The sequence below is a fragment of the Exiguobacterium sp. s28 genome (assembly GCF_018618135.1).
GTDB lineage: Bacteria > Bacillota > Bacilli > Exiguobacteriales > Exiguobacteriaceae > Exiguobacterium > Exiguobacterium mexicanum_A.
The window spans coordinates 1-16,504 of record NZ_JACSLL010000023.1; the positions used below are offsets into that span (position 1 = coordinate 1).

Sequence of the window (16,504 nt, forward strand, 5' to 3'; positions counted from 1 at the left end):
ACGCATGCGTTGTCGAAACACTAAAACCCAGCTGGCAAAGTTCTGTACTTTTCGTTGCATTATTGTGCACATTTGTATTGCAAAATACAGTCGAAGCAATACCTCCGTCATCTCGTCCATCGTCTGTTGATCTAGTTGGTAACTGTCCATCTGAATCTTCCTCTCCTGTTGATAGCCTCATGATACCTCGCATCCAAGCAGACAACATCTCGCCTAATTTCACGTAAGCCCTGGTGTTGTTTCAAACAAGCCCTAGGGCTTGTTTAGAAAACATGCTCATTTTCAATAAACAAACCGTGTTTTCACTTCTGTCATTTCATCAAATAGTCTTCTTACGAGACAGACCAAAACAACGTCCAACCTTCACACACGAACCATCGCGTTTTCGTCATGCGAAAACGACCCTTTTCCGGATCCCGCTCTATGGATCCAGGCGAGAGCAACGCGAGTCGCCCATCCAGTCAAAGAAAAACGTACGTTTTTCTTCCTTGTCCTTACCGGACGGACCGGGACCGGTCCCCCGGCCCCACTCCATTCCGTTCAACCCATGTAACCTCGCTGTTTCATGCTGACGTACGACTCGTCCGCTCCGAGGATGAGATGGTCGAGCACCGGGATGCCGATGAGGTCCCCCGCCTCATGTAACCGTTCGGAGACGAGGATGTCCTCCCGGCTCGGCGTCGGGTCCCCGCTCGGGTGCTGATGACAGACGATGAGGCACGAGGCGTTGTTCAAGATGGCGCATTTGAAGACCTCCCGTGGGTGGACGACACTCGAGTTGACGCTCCCGACGTGTGCCCGGTGGACGCCGATGACCCGGTTCTTTGTGTTGAGCATGATGACGAGGAACACTTCACGGTCGTCGTCCCCGATGAACGAGGAACCGATTTGTCGGGCACTGTCCGGTGATTGGATGATGGCGTGCTCGAGAGCGACCATCTCCTCGCGAATCTCTTGTTTGATACGAATGACCTCGATGATGGATGTAAGTTCCATGATGGTTTGTCCCCTTTCGGATAAGCCGAGCTCAGAACGAACACCGTTGTGCGTCCTGTTGACGGGAACGAAGCGAGCGTCGGGAGACGGTGCAAGGGCGACCGCAGGGAGAGCCTCAAAAAAATGCGTAGAGCAAACGGAGGGACAGGCTTCCGTAGCCAACGAGCGAAAAGCCTCGCTTTGAGCCTAAAGCGAAGGAAGACGGGCCGGAGGGCGCGTCATTTTTTTGACGTCCCTTGCACCGAAGACCAGCGAGCTAGAGTACGGAAACAGGACGCACGGATTACCAATCACGAAAAAGGCTGTTCAAACGGGACAAATCGGGTATAAAATAAGAACAAACGTTCGTTTTATTGAGAGGGGTAATTATTATGACGATGTATCGCGATCGGGGCGAATTGAAATGGATCCCATTCCTCATGCCCGAGCACAAGGCGCTACTGACGAAATACTATAAAGAGATTCAAAAAATTGAGATGCCAGATATCGATGAACAGGTCCTATCGGTCTATGAGAATGTGCTGAACGACGCGATCTTCAGCGGAGATTTGGTAGAGGTAAAATATGTGGAGAAGCGGGAGATGAAACGATTCAGAGGATTCGTGCACCGGACGAACTACATGGAGCGGACCGTCGAGCTGGCCAATCAAAGGGAAGGGATCATCCATGTGCCGTTCGAGGCAATCATTCACGTCGAACAATCGATAGACTAACGCCCTGGCGGTTGCTGACGAAAAATCCTTTGCTGCTTTTATAGATGTATCAGTTAAAAGTTGCAGTACACTGATATCTTTAAATCATTCCGTTTGTCAATTTAAGCTAGACAGATCGACTCCATTCAGGTGACTCAAAAATGCCTCCAACGGTGTGCGGTAATTCAGTGACTTTCTTGGGATGTTATTCCGCTTGTCGGCCACCGACGAAATGAATGTTTGATCCACCTGGTTGAAGTCCATTTCCTTTGCCAAGCCGTCTTTCCGCAGGAGCCCGTTGGAGTTTTCATTCAAGGCGCGCTGAGAAGGCGTGCCGGGATCCGCAAAGTAAATCGAGACGTCGTGCCGGTTGCACAACGGTTTCCAATTGGAGAATTCCTTGCCGCAATCAAACGTGATGGATTTGAACAGATTTCTCGGGACCCCTTGGAACCACTGGTTCAACGCAGTTTCAATATCGCAAGCCTTGCGTCCTGCAGGCTTCAGGGCGATGATGACTTTCGTCAGCCGTTCGACCAGCGTGATCACCGCACTTTTGTGGCGGGCACCCACAATGGTGTCGCCTTCGATATGCCCGAACTCTTTTTTGAACGACGGGTTGTCGGCTTCCCGTTCGGAAATATGGCGTTTGAACGCCTGTTTTCCCCGGCGTTCCTGGTGTCCATTGGGTTTCCGTTTTCCTTTCATCGGCAGCGTGGCGGCGTCAAAGACCTGATTTTTGAACATGCGATAGATGGTGCGCGCGGAACAATCGATGGCCGTTTCTGCCCGGCCGACAATGACATCCGGCGTCCAGCCCTGCGCCACCTTGTCTTGAACATAGGCCACTTGTTTCTTCGGCAGGACAATCTTCCGCCGGCCGCAGCGTTTCTTATTTTTCTTGTATTGCGTGTAGAAGTCGAGCGCTGTATGTCCTGATTTCAGGAAATTGATGACGTTGTAGATTGGCTGCCTGGAACGGTTCATCAACTTAGCAATGATCGCTACAGGTATATTTTGGCGGTGGTAGGATTCTATCATCACCAGTTCATCCGTGGTAAGATGGGTGTAGGTCATTCGTGATCACTCCTATGTTTTTCTTTGGTCGGAAAATACATTGTGAGTGTACCACGAATGGCTTTTTCAATTGTCTAGCTTAATTTTACAATCGGCTATTAATGAATGAATGATCAATTTTTGAAAACTTTTTTGTGTTAATTGAATTTAAGTAGAAAAGAGAAGAAGCTTTTGGGCTTCCTCTCTTCCGATAATATCTCATATGTTAACTATAAAAATATATTTAATTATCCAAAGTCTTCAAACCTCCGTTTGACTTTAACCTAATACAAAACTGTGCCCCCAAGGTTAAAGAAAATTCAACTTTTGGGAGGCAGCACTTTTCGTGTACGACAATTAAACACGGTGTTAAACAGCTCTATTTCTTAGTTTCAATGTCATCGCATTGATAGCCACGATAACCGTGGACACGGACATCAGAACTGCTCCTGCGGCAGGAGCCAACGTAATCCCAATGGAGGCTAGAACACCCGCCGCTATGGGAATGGCAATAAAGTTATAACCGGCTCCCCACACGAGGTTCTGTTTCATTTTACTGGTTGTTTTATTGGCCAATTCGATAAAGGATTCAATATCGCCTGGATCCGACTGAGTCAAAATCACATCAGCGGAATCGATGGCGACTTGAGTTCCGGCACCGACTGCTATCCCAACGTCTGCTATTGCAAGGGATGGTGCATCGTTGACGCCATCGCCGACCATGATAACCGTTTGTCCATTATTTTTCAGTGATTCCACTAAACCATATTTATCTTGCGGTGATTGATTGGCTCTGTATTCAATGCCCAGTTCCTCTGCTACTCCTTGGGCCGCCGTTTCATTGTCACCTGTAGCCATAATCGGTTTTATATTGTAATGCTTCAATGCCTGTATCAGCGTTCTGCTCGTTTCTTTCAATTCATCGCCTAATGCGACCGTACCGATCGGATTCCCGTCCTCAACTAGTATACTTAATGTTGCCCCTTTGGGAACATCCACCGCTACATCTCTTCCAAGTGCCTTTTGGCTGATCAATTCGTATTTGCGGCCATTGGCGTTTCCTTCTATACCCGCACCCGACACAACATCAATCGAATCAAAGTGGACAGGCTGAATCCCTTGTTTCTCAGCGTATTGGACGATTGACTGGGCGATTGGGTGGCTGGACCCGCCTTCAATCCCTGCCATTAACGCCGCGATTTCGGCTTCGGTATGTTGACCATCCAGTGTTTCCATGTTCAAAACTTTAAATTCGCCAGTAGTCAATGTACCCGTTTTATCCAGTATCATTACATCAGCCTTAGTTGCCAGCTCCAATGCTTCGCGGTCTTTCACCAACAGCCCGCGGCTTGCACCTAAACTGGTGCTTCGTGCAATAACCAGCGGAATGGCAAGGCCGAGAGCGTGTGGACATGCAATGACTAATGTCGTAACCGTAAAAAGAACAGCGGTTTGAATGTCAGCAATGTACAGCCAAACGACAAAAGCGAGGAAAGCCGCCGCAATGGCGATATAAAACAGCCAGCCGGCTACTTTTTGAGCCAGATTTTCAGCTCTTGAAGGTTGATCCTGCGCCTGGCTTATCAGGGTTTGTACTTGGGAAATGAACGATTGGTCGCCGGTTTCCTGTACTTCAAGATATATGATGCCTGCACCGTTCGTGGAACCGCCGATCACTTTGTCTCCGGCTCCTTTTTCAATGGGTTTAGATTCCCCCGTCAGCAAAGCTTCATTGATCCGCGAGGTGCCTCTTTTGATGATGCCATCGGCAGGGACGTTTTCTCCGGCCTGAACCCGTACAAGGTCTCCGACTTTCAGCTCATTTACGGGACGCGTCTCGATCGAATCATCTTCCAATACCACATGTGCATCTTTCGGCACCAATTCGGCGAGCGATTTTTGCGCGTCTCCTGCTTCTCCGATAGCCTTCATTTCGATCCAGTGTCCAAGGAGCATGATCAACAGCAAGGACGCGAATTCAAAGAAGAAATCCATGATGTGATCGCCGGTTACGTAGCGTGCCAGCACGGCGTAAATGCTGTACAAATAGGAAACGGATATCCCTAATGAAATAAGGGCCATCATGCCCGGTGCTTTTTCCTTAAATTCAGCGATTGCACCTTGATAGAAGGGTTTTCCGCCATAAACCAATAAGATAGTTGCTAATACAGCGACCACAATATCCGAGTATGGAAAAGTAAATTGGAAAGGAAGCCGAACGTCCATCATCGGCGACAATAATAGAATGACAATGCCCAAGGGCAGCGACTTCAGGAAAATTTCTTTGAAATTCCCATGATGGTGATGTCCATGGTCACTATGATCGTGGCCACCATGATTGTGATGGGCATGATCATCATGAATTTTGGCAGGATTGCTGTCGTCTTGAATGCCTTCTTTCACTTGGTCTTCATGGTACGAATGCCCAACATGTTTGGAATGATCCATTTTACTGTGATCTACCTGTTCGTCTTGATGGTGGTGATGGTCTTTATCATTTTTAGCCATTCAGTGCGCCTCCTCCAAACTAGTGGTTCTTATCCTATTTAACCCTATTTACATTCTTAACATTCACAAAGTTCTTGCCGAATATACCACGCGAGGGTATATTTCATTTAAAAGTAAAGTGTGCTGTGAAAGCACCCTTATACGACGTCATACCCTTGTTCTTCAATCGCTTTCTGAATTTCGTTTAATGATGTCTTGGCAGTATCATAGTCTACTGCCACTTCGCCTTTTTTAAGATCAACTGTCACAGATGAAATCCCTTCGAGTTCACCGACGCCCGTTTCAACCGAGTTTGCACAGTGGCCGCAGGACATACCTTGTACTTTTAATGTTTCAATCATTATTATTCCTCCTAAAGTAATATTTCCTTAAACTTAACATACCCCGATAGGGTATATCAAGTGTTTAGTATCATTTTACTTTATCGCTGTTTCCATGACTCTAATTTAGAAGTTCACAATGACCCCCCAAAAAAACCGCACCATTGATTTTAATATTTGATTACTTGTCTATAAAATGTGCAGTTTCTATGGAGTTTCGGTATTTCTGTTTAGTTTGGAAAGGAGAGGGAAATCCAGTAAATGAAACAAAAATAAGAAATGGAGGTTTTAACATGGCTCATGAACAACATCAGGAATTGATTCGGGCATTACATGATTGTGCAGCGGAATGTAACCATTGTTTTGACGCTTGTCTGCAGGAAGATGATGTGAAGATGCTAGCACAGTGCATTCGATTAGACCGGGAATGCGCGGACATGTGTGCATTTTTGGAACATGCCATTACTCACAATTCACCGTTCGTTTCCGAACTGGCAGCCGTTTGCGCAACCATTTGCGAAGCTTGCGCAGAGGAATGTGAGAAGCACGCCGATCATCATGAACATTGCAGACGCTGTGCGGAAGCTTGCCGTAGATGTGCAGAAGCTTGCCGTAACGCCGCATAACCTTACTCAAAAAGGCCCGTCGGAAATATTTTCCGACGGACCTTTTCTTTTATCAAGCATCATTCTGCTTCATGGATCCATTTGTAGCCGATTCCCCAAACCGTGAGAAAATGATCATCGACCGGAAAACCGGACTGGCGGATTTTTTCCCGAACATTTCGCACATGCGAATCGATGGTCCGCCCTTCCGTCTCTGAGTCGAATCCCCAAATTAACTGGATCAGCTGCTCCCTCGTAAACACTTTGTCGGCATTCTTCATCAGATGGCCCACCATCAGAAATTCTTTTGGCGTCAATTTGATGATATGTTTGCCGTACGTAAGTTCAAACCGGTCTTCGTCCCACACCAAACCGTCCACTTCAATGGTATTTTTCGGAGTTCTCCTGCGAAGCAGCGCCCCCATCCGGGCCAGCAACTCATCTTCATTAAACGGCTTTGTGATGTAATCATCCGCCCCGATATTCAATCCCTTAACAATATCCTCCTGTTGTTCCCGCGCCGTCAGCATAATGATTGGCACATCCGAAAATTTCCGGATTTCGCGGCACAGTTCCCAGCCATCCATTTCCGGCATCATGATATCCAGTAAGACGAGATCGAAAGGTTCCGATTCCAAATAGTCGAGGGCTTCATGAGCTCCCAGTGCTTTTTTACAGAGGTACTGATGCGGCTTCAAATATAAAGCCACTAAATCCAGCATTCGTTGTTCATCATCAACCAACAGCACTTTCTGCAAGCGAATCCCCCCTTTTCAATTCTATCAGGACGGTTGTCCCTTGTCCGTACTCACTTTGAAGCGTCATGAGACCACCGTGCGATTCGACGATTTCTTTCGCAATCGCCAGGCCAAGACCGCTTCCTCCGTACTGTCTGGATCTGGATTTATCGACCCGATACAATCGTTCAAAGACAAAAGGAAGATTTTTTTCCGGTATGCCCTCTCCTTCATCACGGATGCTTATGGTGATGGTACCTTTATCTTGGACTCCCTGTAATACCACTTGTGTTCCTTCAGGAGAATGCTTGCGGGCGTTGTCCAAGACATTCAGCAATACCTGCTGAAAACGTTCGGGATCAATGAAGGCGACAATCTCATGTTCACAATGGACAGCCAATGAAATCTGTTTCTCGTCAAAAGCTGGCCGAACCAAGGCAACGACGGATGCAAAAAGCATCTCCAGTGAAAATTCCTCTTTTTGAATGGCGAACTGGTTATGATCCATCTGAGCCAGCTCAAACAGCTGCCGGATCAATTCCGTCAAATGGGCCGTCTCTTCCCGGATGATGCCAATGTATTCCTTTTTCTCTTCCTCGGATGCATCCGGCCGGCTCGCGATATCGGCATATCCTTTGATATAGGTCAACGGCGTCCGCAACTCGTGCGAAATACTCGCCAAAAATTCATTCCGCTCATTTTTTAAATGTTCCAAGTCACTGGATAGAGCAGTGATGGCTTTCGCCAGCTCTCCCAACTCATCGTTTCGGCCAATATTCAGGCTGACCTCGTGGTGCCCTTCGCTTAACTGTTCCGTCGCTTCTTTCATCCGAATCAACGGCAACGTAATCAATCGGGATAGCAGAAAAATTGTGATGACGGTCAACCCGACAGCAATCAGGCCAACAATCAGGAATTGGTTTCGCAAATGACTGACCATCCCTTTGATATGATTGGTTTCCGCAAACATGAACACGTGGCCTCTATGTTCTCCTTCAATGGTGATTGGGCTGTCCGTCGCAATAAACTCTTTTTTGTCCCATCGCTCTTCCACGACCTTCCCTCCCTGCAGAACCTCATCAAAATCGGTGTGTTCCAACACTTCCCTCATTTCAGGTTCAATCAGATCGGAATGGGTCAATTCGTTGCCATCTGCATCCGTGATGATGACGATGAAATCGGAGGCCGATTCCATCAACGCCACATGGTTCAATGTCGCCGGTTCAAAACTGTCTTCCAATACTTCGCTGTGGGTGTTCCCTCTTGCAAGCAGGTTGGTCATGACTTCATCCACCCGTTCATTGACAAAAGTAACGTACAGGGTTAGAAACAAAACCGATTCAATGATGATAATAAACACAAAAAACAGCAAACCTATTTTCAATGCAAGCCTGTTTAACATGGCATCCCTCTTTAAGTCGATTGGTTAGCAGCAATCAAGACAAAGACTGCTGCCGAAAGCTGTTGGATTCGGTTCGTCTTTCAAACGGCTAGCTGGTTTCTACTTGGTTTTTCCCTCTTCCAGCAGCGTTTTCCAGGTCTGTAATCCGTCTTCCGACAAGTAGGCATTGCCTTCAAATGTGTAGATCGCCAGTTCCATTCCATCCATCGGGTTTTGTGCAATAAAAGCGACGGCATCTTGTGAAAGGTCCGGTGTATCCACCGGCTCGAGTTCTTCATTTTCCATAGTATACTTCACCAGAGCCGCCGCTGTCCCGTAGCTTCCGAAGTACAAATGGTCTTCGGTGAAATGCACCGCTGTGCCTGTTTCACTTCCGTCTGTAATGGCTTTAAAATTTTCTCCGCCATCCCGTGAGAAATAAATCCCTGCAGCCGTAGCTGCAGCGACGAAGTTTGAGTCAGCCGGGTGAAGAGCGAGCGAAGTCACTTCGCCTTCCAGCCCTTCAGCCTTCACAGTTTTCCATGATTCGCCTTCATCACCGCTTTTATATACGCCGGCTTCCAATAGGGAATTCTTGGCCGGATTGATTAGGAAAATGTCGTTACTGTTATATCCCACCGCCATGGCATGAAAATCCGTTTCTCCTTGAAATGCAATCTCTTCAATCGATTTACCGCTGTCGATGCTTCGCTGTATCCCTAGGGGATTGGGTAATTCTGAGTCTGCACTTGGGTGGCCCGACGTAATAAATCCTTCATTTGTTGCATTAAAGCCCATATAATCATGAAAATTATCCGCCGTTTCGAACCAGCCCTCTTCCCGGTAAATTTTCAGCCCGGTATGCGAGGCAAAATACAGTCCGTTCTCATTTCCTGCATAACCCATCCCATGAACATGGTTCAGTTCCCCTTCAAACGGCACTTCAAATGAATCCGTTGTATCATTGCTGCAGCCTGCCAGCAAAAGAAAAGCCGACAGCACTGCCGTTCCTATTCTCTTTTTTTTCATGTAGATGCCCTCCGAATATGTCATTTTTTATTTTTTATAAGTATAACATTCTTAAAGTTTAACGAAAAAGTTTCGACTTTTTGTGCAGATATCTTGATTTCAAAACAGGTAATCCATTCCCTCTACAATTGACCCAAAAGGAATAATCCTTCCAATCGGTCCGGTGGAGGATCTTTGCCTGATTTTTATTTATAAATTTTCTACACCTGACATTTCTTTTCTTTCGGTTAGTCCACTTTAAAGAAATGTTTTTTTCTCGTTTTTTCTTTGCAGCATTTTTCAAAATAACGTGGCCCGCATTATGCTTGGGAAATTCAGAGGTATCAGCACGGTTTGATCTGTTCCATATAACTCGCGATATCCTCTTCGGACATTTCACCCGTAATAATTTTCTCGATTTTGCCCTCTTGATTGACTAACAGAGTAGTCGGCAATGGACGGATATTATAAGCTTCCATAACACTTTTGTCCTTATCGATAACAATCGGGAACGTTAAATTTCGCTGTTCAGCAAATTGTCTCACTTCATAATCGGATTGCGCAATATTGACAGCGAGTATCTCCACACCTTGATCCTTGTATACCTGGTACTGCTTTTCCATCAGCGGGAACTCTTTTTCGCACGGTTTGCACTAAGTACCCCAAAAGTTCACGAACACCCCCTGCCCTTTGTACTCAGACAGCTGATGCCGTTCCTCGTTCAAATCCGTCAACGCAAAATCGGGTGCCGAATCTCCAACTTGCAGCAATTCGTTTTTCTCTTTTGTTAATCCGTTGTAGATGGTAAATGCAATAGCGACAACCAGAATGAACAAATACTTGTCCTCATAATCAAGCGATTTCTCTTTTTATCCTTTTTAGCAGCCATACACTGTCACGTCCTTCCTAGATGATGGGTTGAGTCCATTAAAACCCTGTAAATCCACCCGTAAATTGCGATAAAAAAGCGATGATTTCTGTCAGCATGTCAAAGTAAAGTAAAACGCCCATCAGAATCATTAATGCTCCTCCTATTGACATGAAAAGAGCGCTCTTCTTCTTCAAGAAAGTCATTTTCTCAATAAAAAACGACATCAAGAGAAAAGGAATGGAAAATCCCAGAACGTAAAACAGCATATAGAGTAAGCCACTGTCCGGATCCGCTACTCCGAGTGCAATAACTCCTGCAAGTATGGGACCGGTACACGGGGTCCATCCAGCTGCAAAGCCAATGCCGATCAGAACAGAACCCGCGTATCCGGAGGGCCTTTTCTGGAACTGTAATTTCTTATCCGACAGCAGGAAGTCGAATTTCAGAATACCGGTTAGGACCAAGCCAAAAAACACCATCAAAATAGCGCCCAATTGACGTAGAAGAACTTGATATTCCAAGAAGAAGTTTCCGATAAGCGAAGTCGACAAGCCCAACGCTAAAAAAATGATGGAGAAACCTATCAAAAATAGAACCGTATGAATCAAAGCCGTGCTCCTCATCATTCCCTTGCCCGTCTTTAACTCATTGACTGAAACTCCAGTAAGGTAGGATAAAAAAGCCGGATACAAAGGAAGGGAGCATGGAGAGATAAATGATAAAAGCCCTGCGCCAAACGCAAGATACAAACTAATTTCCGCCACTTGTACACCTCCTATTACAGTAAGTTGAATCCTCTTCTTTATCATTTTTGTATCCCTTAAGGAATCAAATGAAATTTTCTATATAAGACTCGGGGAATTTCAAGGTATGTAAAATTAAATACAGCCCCTCTCTTAACTTCTACTTCCCCGTGCTTGCTTAACCGTTCCAGAAGACGTCAACCAATCCAGTTTACCGATTAATTCTTGATTTTCTGTGCAGTTTCTTCTATTCCGGTTCAGGTGAAGTCCCGGATGATTTGCAGGAAGCCGAAAATCCAACCTTTGAAGTTGGAAGCCAGGCGATTATTGAAACCGATCATATGGAAGGCATGAAAGGTGCTGAAGCCACAATTGTCGGGGCTTATGATACAACCGCCTATGCAGTGACCTATACGCCGACGGACGGAGGCGAGCCGGTTGAAAATCACAAATGGGTGATTCACGCAGAATTGGAAAATCCAGGTGATGAACCATTGGAAACGGGCGATGAAGCGGCCATTGCCGCTGACCATATGGAGGGAATGGACGGCGCAACGGCTACGGTTGATTCTACCGAAGAAACGACCGTCTATATGGTTGATTTCGTCCCGACCACCGGAGGCGAGGAAGTCACCAATCATAAATGGGTGACTGAAAGCGAACTGTCACCCGAATAAAAGCGCCAAAACCCGGGATCTTGTCAACAAGATCCCGGGTTTTTATCTGTAATGGTTCATAAAGGATTCGATTTCGTTTGTATTACAAAAACATTAAGCTTTAGTAGTTAGGCTTCCCGTATAAATTCTGCACATTTTTTCAACATTTTTATAATAGAATAAATCAAATTTAAATAGTTTTAGAGAGGTCACCAAATCTATGAAAACAAATCAGCTTTTGAACGAATCCGGTCTGATCTCCCGATTAGATTCCAGAATATTAGAATTAGACATCAAGGGGATTGCCGATAACTCAAGCGATGTGGCAAAAGGTTTTGTGTTTGTTGCTATTAAAGGATTTGAAATTGATGGTCACGGGTTTATTGACCAGGCAATTGAAAAAGGGGCAGCCCTTGTCATCGGAGAACAAGGAATTACCCGGTTAGGTGTCCCTTATTTACAGGTGGAAAATAGCCGGAAAGCGCTTGGCATCCTGGCCAGGAATTTTTATGGCCGTCCATCTGACCAGAAAATAATGATTGGAATTACGGGCACCAACGGAAAAACGACGACGAGCTATATGCTCCAGCACTTTCTGGAAAGCAACGGTATGAGTTGTTCTGTCATCGGTACCAACCAAAATATTATCAATGGCGAAAAAATGAAAAGCTCGAACACCACACCAAATTCACTCGCTCTCCATAAACTGTTGACCCTCAGTCAGGATGAGGTCGTCATTATGGAAGTTTCTTCTCATGGACTGGCCCAGTATCGGTTAGAAGGCATTGAATTTGATTACGGCTTGTTCCTCAATCTTCACCATGAACACCTGGATTATCACAGTTCCATGGAAGAATATTTTCAGGCGAAGCTTACAATGTTCAATCAGATGAAAGAACATGGGATTGCTGTAGTGAATACAGATAATGAGTGGGGACGAAAGCTCTGTGGAATCCTGCAAACAAAGGGAAAACCGATTTATGCAATTGGCACATCCACTGAATGCAACCTGCGTGTTGCATAATTTCATTCACTGTCCTCCACTATGCGGGTGATTGAAAGTAACGAAACGTATCAAATGGTCGCTGCCATGACCGGAATGCACAATATGTATAACACCTTAATGGCCTACGGAACATCATTGTTGCTGGGTATCCCCAAAGAAAAGCTCTTAAACTCCATTCACCATTTCAAGGGAGTCGATGGACGCTTTGAGGTCACGAAACTGGCCAAGGGCTCGATCGTTATTGTGGATTATGCCCATACTCCGGATGCCATCTCTTACTGCCTGGAAACTGCAAAATCACAAGGGGCCCAACGAATAACCCATATTTTCGGCTTTCGTGGAAATCGAGATGCCAGCAAGAGAAAGCACATGCTATCCATATCTGCTGAAATGAGTGACCGCTACATTTTAACGTTGGACGACCTGAACAATGTTTCTCCAGGAGATATGCTGGAAGTTTTAAACCAACTAAATGAAACATACGGCAACTCAAAAGGCAGCATCGTTCCAGACCGTACACTCGCCATTCAGCAAGCAATCCATGAAAGCAAGGAAGGCGACTGGATTGTGATTACCGGTAAAGGACACGAGAAATACCAGCAAACCTTTCATTTACCGACTGATTCGGACCGGGAAACCGTCAATTATATAATAAAGCAGAACTAAAATAATCACTCAGGAGGGAGTAGTTATGAAAAAACTAAGTGTTGTTTCAACCATTTTAATCATGATCAACACTTTAATCGTTTCGTCCGTTTTCAGTAAAACTGATGACCCTTCCCTGCCAAACGTATCCAGTGAAGCAGCTATTGTCATGGAAGCAACGACTGGAGAAATCCTCTATGAAAAAAATGCACAGTCGCAGATGTATCCTGCCAGCCTAACAAAAATTGCCACAGCCATTTATGCAATTGAAAACAGAAAATTAAATGATGTTGTAACCATCAGTAAAAAAGCACGCAATACGGAAGGCACCCGTGTTTATTTGGAAGAGGGAGAACAAGTGACTTTAGAAAAACTGTTGCTGGGCCTCTTAGTCAACTCTGGAAATGATGCCGGCGTCGCCATTGCTGAACACATCAGCGGCAGCGTTGAGTTATTTTCTGCTGATATGAATTTATATTTAGAAGATGTAATTGGCCTGCAGAATACGAACTTCGAAAATCCCCACGGTCTTTTTGATCCCGAGCATGTTACGACAGCCGAAGATTTAGCGAAGTTAACCCGATATGCGATGAAGAACGATGAATTCATGAAAATATTTGGAACAAAAGAACTGCCCTGGAACGGTGAATCCTGGGATACCACGCTTTATACCCACCACAAACTATTAAGGGAAAAACCTTATGAAGGCGTTACGGGTGGTAAAACCGGGTTTGTGCCAGAAGCAGGCGTCACGCTGGCCACGACAGCCAAAAGAGAAAACCTGAATTTAATTGTCGTCACCTTAAAAAGCGACACAGAGGCAGAAGCTTATGCTGACACTATTCAACTTTTGGATTTTGGATTTGAAAATTTTAAAACAGTGAGCATTCCGAAAGAAAGCAGCTTTTTTGCCGGTGATGTGGAATACATTACGCCAGGCGATTTCTTTTATACACACCAAACAGATGAGCAAGTGACAATCGCTGTAAAAGAAGATGGACTATTAAGGATTACTGATCAGGATGGCACTCTTTTGTCTTCTTATCAGTTTCCCGTTGTCAGTGCTTCTGAGACAAACCTTCCTTCTAATTCTGAAGACGTTCGCACATTTTTCCCACCTGGGATTTTAAGTTCAATCTATTTGTTCCTCCTCGTCGTTGGCTTTTCAGGATTAGTGTATTACCGAATTCGAAAAAAACGGATATAGAACGCACTTCTCTATCTTAAAATTTCATTCAACTGAACTTTTATATACCATCAATTTTTTAAACAGCGCAGGAGGCGGATTATACCATAAACACTCAGTTCCCCGTTTTAGAATTTCTGCTGCTTCTCATTTTCAACATAAGTATGGGTGCAGTTGGCTTTTTCCCAAGCTTTTTGCTCACGTCTCTCAATATCAGTTCTTTAGGGTTAACCATTGGCGTCATCCTTTCTTTGTCGGGGGAGATTTTTGGCGCTATCGTCGGATTTTACCTATATCGATATGGGTTTTCAAAAGTTAATCCAAAGTGGTTAAAGCGGCCGTTCTGGAGGTACATCCAGAGTTCTTCAATAAGCCGCGTCTTCTGGGCAATCATCTTGCTGCGCTTAATTCCTTTTGTCCCATCAGGTCTGGTAACAGCAGGGGCGGCCTTGACGCCCATTCCAGGTGGCTTATTCATTATTGCCAGCACCATCGGTAAAATTCCGGCCGTTTCTCTTGAAGTGGCTGTTGTTTATGGCCTTGTAGAATCCATACATCCCGGTTATCAGTACGGCTTATTTATTTTGATCTTTCTATCGTTTCTAGTGATCTGGGCAAAGAACAAAAGAAAAAATTCTTTGTAATTTTACCCCCTGTTTGAGAAAACTTCGATAAATTCATCCTCTTTTTCTGGCTCATCACCATAACTCGTGGTTGCTATTTTGACGACCGATCTCGAGGCGCAATCTTAAAAAGAATCGCTCGAGGTTTCGATAGCCATAGCCACGGCGTTTGATGAGCTTGATCTTGTTGTTCGTCCCTTCCATCTTCCCGTTCGACAGCCTTGACACGATTGTCTGGCGCATCGCTTGCTCCCGGACCCGGATTGCTTTCGCGATCTTCGCCAGGGGCCCGCACGGATGGAACTGATAACGGTCCAACCAGTCTGTGAGCCGCCGTTGCGCCTGTATCTCGCACGTCGCCTTCAGCACATATCGGATATGCTGGAGCCCTTGATAGAGGTTCCGAATGAATGGATCTTCCTGCATACAGGAACGGGCGACCTCCCGGTCTTCCCCAGTCAGCGTTTCCGGGCGACGCGCGAGCGAACGATCGATCACGCGAACGTGGTGATGGCGTCTTGCCTCGTTCAAAAACGACGCCGTCGGCGAAGGGCGTCCGTGACGAACTGGACGAGGTGGAACCGGTCCAGCACATGTTCTGCCTCCGGGAAGACATGGTTGATGGCCTTCGCCATCGCCGGTGCAAAATCACTGACGACAGAACGGACATCCCCGGATACGCCTTGAAGTGCTGCCGAGATGGCTGCCACGTCCCGGCCCGGGACAATGGACAGAAGCTGGCCACTCTTGGCATCGAGGACAATCGTCGCATAGTGGTGCCCCTTTCTCGTGGCGAACTCGTCGACCAGGACATGCGTTGCACGCTCCATCGTCTCCACCGAAGCGTACTGATAGAACCAGCGCTCCACCGTCGTATAAGGGAGGCTGTACTCGCGTGCGACATCTGAGATTGTCCGTCCGTGGCAACGTTTTGCGATGCCTTTCCGGAAAACCTCGGTGGAAGTGCGGACGAGCCCGAGACCGTAGTCATACACGAACGTCAAATCACAAGAGGTGCATCTTTGACGTGGGACATCCAGTTCGATCCAGAGTACACCGACGTTCCACGCATGACCGTGTCGAAAGCGACGCCGCTTTTTCGAATGCAGGATGGTCTTTCTCTGGCACAGCGGACAAGGGATATCATGTCGATCCGGGATGACCGGAAAAACGTTTGGTTCTTCGTCTGAAGACATCTGAATCTGAAAAAGGTCTGGAAGTGGAAGAAGTAATTTGATAAACTGTTGGGACAAAGTGAAAACTCCAATCGTGGTTTGTCTAAGCAACAATTACGATACCGGGGTTTTCGCTTTTTTTCTATGTTCAATTCAAAATCTGATGGATTTTATGCGTCAACCACACCTTATGGTGATGAGCCTTTTTTGGCTCATCACCATAACACGTGGTTGCTATTTTAACGACCAAGCTCGAAGCGTAATCTCAAAAAGAAACGTTCGAGGTTTCGGTAGCC

At 45.9% G+C, this 16,504-nt stretch carries 17 protein-coding genes and 2 pseudogenes; 8 read left to right on the forward strand and 11 right to left on the reverse strand.

The annotated features are described in order from the left end of the window. Positions 1-540: 540 nt before the first annotated feature. The gene (locus KNP78_RS15160; RefSeq protein WP_035385670.1) at positions 541-996 is read right to left on the reverse strand and encodes a JAB domain-containing protein; all 456 of its coding nucleotides are present in this window, start codon (positions 994-996) and stop codon (positions 541-543) included. A 371-nt stretch (positions 997-1,367) separates the two neighbouring features. On the opposite strand from KNP78_RS15160, the gene KNP78_RS15165 reads away from it, so the two are divergent. After that, a complete protein-coding gene (locus tag KNP78_RS15165) occupies positions 1,368-1,709 on the forward strand; it encodes a YolD-like family protein (protein ID WP_029595514.1) in 342 nt (113 codons plus the stop codon). A gap of 96 nt (positions 1,710-1,805) precedes the next feature. On the opposite strand, the gene KNP78_RS15170 is transcribed toward KNP78_RS15165, so the two are convergent. The 3 genes from KNP78_RS15170 to copZ form a co-directional block, all read right to left on the reverse strand. After that, the gene (locus KNP78_RS15170) at positions 1,806-2,765 is read right to left on the reverse strand and encodes an IS30 family transposase (protein ID WP_114167461.1); all 960 of its coding nucleotides are present in this window, start codon (positions 2,763-2,765) and stop codon (positions 1,806-1,808) included. 348 nt (positions 2,766-3,113) lie between these two features. Beyond that, positions 3,114-5,252: a heavy metal translocating P-type ATPase gene (locus KNP78_RS15175; protein WP_029595516.1), complete on the reverse strand. Its 2,139-nt coding sequence runs from the start codon at positions 5,250-5,252 to the stop codon at positions 3,114-3,116. A 137-nt stretch (positions 5,253-5,389) separates the two neighbouring features. Continuing rightward, positions 5,390-5,593 (reverse strand): copper chaperone CopZ, encoded by a 204-nt coding sequence (gene copZ, locus KNP78_RS15180; protein WP_029336157.1) that lies wholly within the window; start codon positions 5,591-5,593, stop codon positions 5,390-5,392. A gap of 272 nt (positions 5,594-5,865) precedes the next feature. Between copZ and KNP78_RS15185 the strand changes: the two genes are divergently transcribed. Further along, a complete protein-coding gene (locus tag KNP78_RS15185) occupies positions 5,866-6,198 on the forward strand; it encodes a four-helix bundle copper-binding protein (RefSeq protein WP_084158420.1) in 333 nt (110 codons plus the stop codon). A 59-nt stretch (positions 6,199-6,257) separates the two neighbouring features. On the opposite strand, the gene KNP78_RS15190 is transcribed toward KNP78_RS15185, so the two are convergent. The 5 genes and pseudogenes from KNP78_RS15190 to KNP78_RS15210 form a co-directional block, all read right to left on the reverse strand. Continuing rightward, positions 6,258-6,935 (reverse strand): response regulator transcription factor, encoded by a 678-nt coding sequence (locus KNP78_RS15190; protein ID WP_029595517.1) that lies wholly within the window; start codon positions 6,933-6,935, stop codon positions 6,258-6,260. Continuing rightward, positions 6,913-8,316, reverse strand: coding sequence for a sensor histidine kinase (locus KNP78_RS15195; protein WP_029595518.1), 1,404 nt, complete (start codon positions 8,314-8,316; stop codon positions 6,913-6,915). Before KNP78_RS15195 ends, KNP78_RS15190 begins: the two co-directional genes overlap by 23 nt. Positions 8,317-8,415: 99 nt before the next feature. Further along, positions 8,416-9,324 (reverse strand): F510_1955 family glycosylhydrolase, encoded by a 909-nt coding sequence (locus KNP78_RS15200; RefSeq protein WP_029595519.1) that lies wholly within the window; start codon positions 9,322-9,324, stop codon positions 8,416-8,418. A 323-nt stretch (positions 9,325-9,647) separates the two neighbouring features. Further along, positions 9,648-10,192 (reverse strand): annotated as a pseudogene (gene resA / locus KNP78_RS15205) (thiol-disulfide oxidoreductase ResA). A gap of 38 nt (positions 10,193-10,230) precedes the next feature. After that, on the reverse strand, positions 10,231-10,938 hold the full coding sequence (locus KNP78_RS15210) for a cytochrome c biogenesis CcdA family protein (protein ID WP_029595520.1): 708 nt from the start codon (positions 10,936-10,938) through the stop codon (positions 10,231-10,233). A 230-nt stretch (positions 10,939-11,168) separates the two neighbouring features. On the opposite strand from KNP78_RS15210, the pseudogene KNP78_RS15215 reads away from it, so the two are divergent. The 5 genes and pseudogenes from KNP78_RS15215 to KNP78_RS15230 all read left to right on the forward strand — a co-directional run. Beyond that, positions 11,169-11,594, forward strand: a pseudogene (locus KNP78_RS15215) (YdhK family protein); the annotation flags it as partial. Positions 11,595-11,793: 199 nt separating this feature from the next. Beyond that, positions 11,794-12,597 carry a Mur ligase family protein gene (locus tag KNP78_RS15725; RefSeq protein WP_251128585.1) on the forward strand — a complete coding sequence of 268 codons (804 nt, stop codon included), beginning with the start codon at positions 11,794-11,796 and terminating at the stop codon, positions 12,595-12,597. A 54-nt stretch (positions 12,598-12,651) separates the two neighbouring features. Next, on the forward strand, positions 12,652-13,245 hold the full coding sequence (locus KNP78_RS15730; protein WP_251128586.1) for a glutamate ligase domain-containing protein: 594 nt from the start codon (positions 12,652-12,654) through the stop codon (positions 13,243-13,245). A gap of 25 nt (positions 13,246-13,270) precedes the next feature. Beyond that, positions 13,271-14,431: a D-alanyl-D-alanine carboxypeptidase family protein gene (locus KNP78_RS15225; protein ID WP_214825368.1), complete on the forward strand. Its 1,161-nt coding sequence runs from the start codon at positions 13,271-13,273 to the stop codon at positions 14,429-14,431. A gap of 143 nt (positions 14,432-14,574) precedes the next feature. After that, positions 14,575-15,054 (forward strand): TVP38/TMEM64 family protein, encoded by a 480-nt coding sequence (locus KNP78_RS15230; RefSeq protein WP_125318013.1) that lies wholly within the window; start codon positions 14,575-14,577, stop codon positions 15,052-15,054. Between the two features lie 54 nt (positions 15,055-15,108). Here KNP78_RS15230 and KNP78_RS15235 read toward each other — a convergent pair whose 3' ends face one another. Further along, positions 15,109-15,564, reverse strand: a complete 456-nt coding sequence (locus KNP78_RS15235; RefSeq protein ID WP_214825370.1) for a transposase — start codon at positions 15,562-15,564, stop codon at positions 15,109-15,111. After that, positions 15,561-16,028, reverse strand: coding sequence for a transposase (locus tag KNP78_RS15240; protein ID WP_371819222.1), 468 nt, complete (start codon positions 16,026-16,028; stop codon positions 15,561-15,563). The genes KNP78_RS15235 and KNP78_RS15240 overlap by 4 nt, the downstream gene beginning before the upstream one ends. 27 nt (positions 16,029-16,055) lie before the next feature. On the opposite strand from KNP78_RS15240, the gene KNP78_RS15245 reads away from it, so the two are divergent. Then, positions 16,056-16,223: a hypothetical protein gene (locus tag KNP78_RS15245; RefSeq protein ID WP_214825374.1), complete on the forward strand. Its 168-nt coding sequence runs from the start codon at positions 16,056-16,058 to the stop codon at positions 16,221-16,223. The last annotated feature ends 281 nt before the right edge of the window (positions 16,224-16,504 follow it).

Bases quoted from the DNA above. Each gene is read 5' to 3' on its own strand.
- KNP78_RS15160 (WP_035385670.1), bottom strand. From the start codon at position 996: ATGGAACTTACATCCATCATCGAGGTCATTCGTATCAAACAAGAGATT.
- KNP78_RS15165 (WP_029595514.1), top strand. From the start codon at position 1,368: ATGACGATGTATCGCGATCGGGGCGAATTGAAATGGATCCCATTCCTC.
- KNP78_RS15170 (WP_114167461.1), bottom strand. From the start codon at position 2,765: ATGACCTACACCCATCTTACCACGGATGAACTGGTGATGATAGAATCC.
- KNP78_RS15175 (WP_029595516.1), bottom strand. From the start codon at position 5,252: ATGGCTAAAAATGATAAAGACCATCACCACCATCAAGACGAACAGGTA.
- copZ (WP_029336157.1), bottom strand. From the start codon at position 5,593: ATGATTGAAACATTAAAAGTACAAGGTATGTCCTGCGGCCACTGTGCA.
- KNP78_RS15185 (WP_084158420.1), top strand. From the start codon at position 5,866: ATGGCTCATGAACAACATCAGGAATTGATTCGGGCATTACATGATTGT.
- KNP78_RS15195 (WP_029595518.1), bottom strand. From the start codon at position 8,316: ATGTTAAACAGGCTTGCATTGAAAATAGGTTTGCTGTTTTTTGTGTTT.
- KNP78_RS15200 (WP_029595519.1), bottom strand. From the start codon at position 9,324: ATGAAAAAAAAGAGAATAGGAACGGCAGTGCTGTCGGCTTTTCTTTTG.
- KNP78_RS15725 (WP_251128585.1), top strand. From the start codon at position 11,794: ATGAAAACAAATCAGCTTTTGAACGAATCCGGTCTGATCTCCCGATTA.
- KNP78_RS15730 (WP_251128586.1), top strand. From the start codon at position 12,652: ATGGTCGCTGCCATGACCGGAATGCACAATATGTATAACACCTTAATG.
- KNP78_RS15225 (WP_214825368.1), top strand. From the start codon at position 13,271: ATGAAAAAACTAAGTGTTGTTTCAACCATTTTAATCATGATCAACACT.
- KNP78_RS15230 (WP_125318013.1), top strand. From the start codon at position 14,575: ATGGGTGCAGTTGGCTTTTTCCCAAGCTTTTTGCTCACGTCTCTCAAT.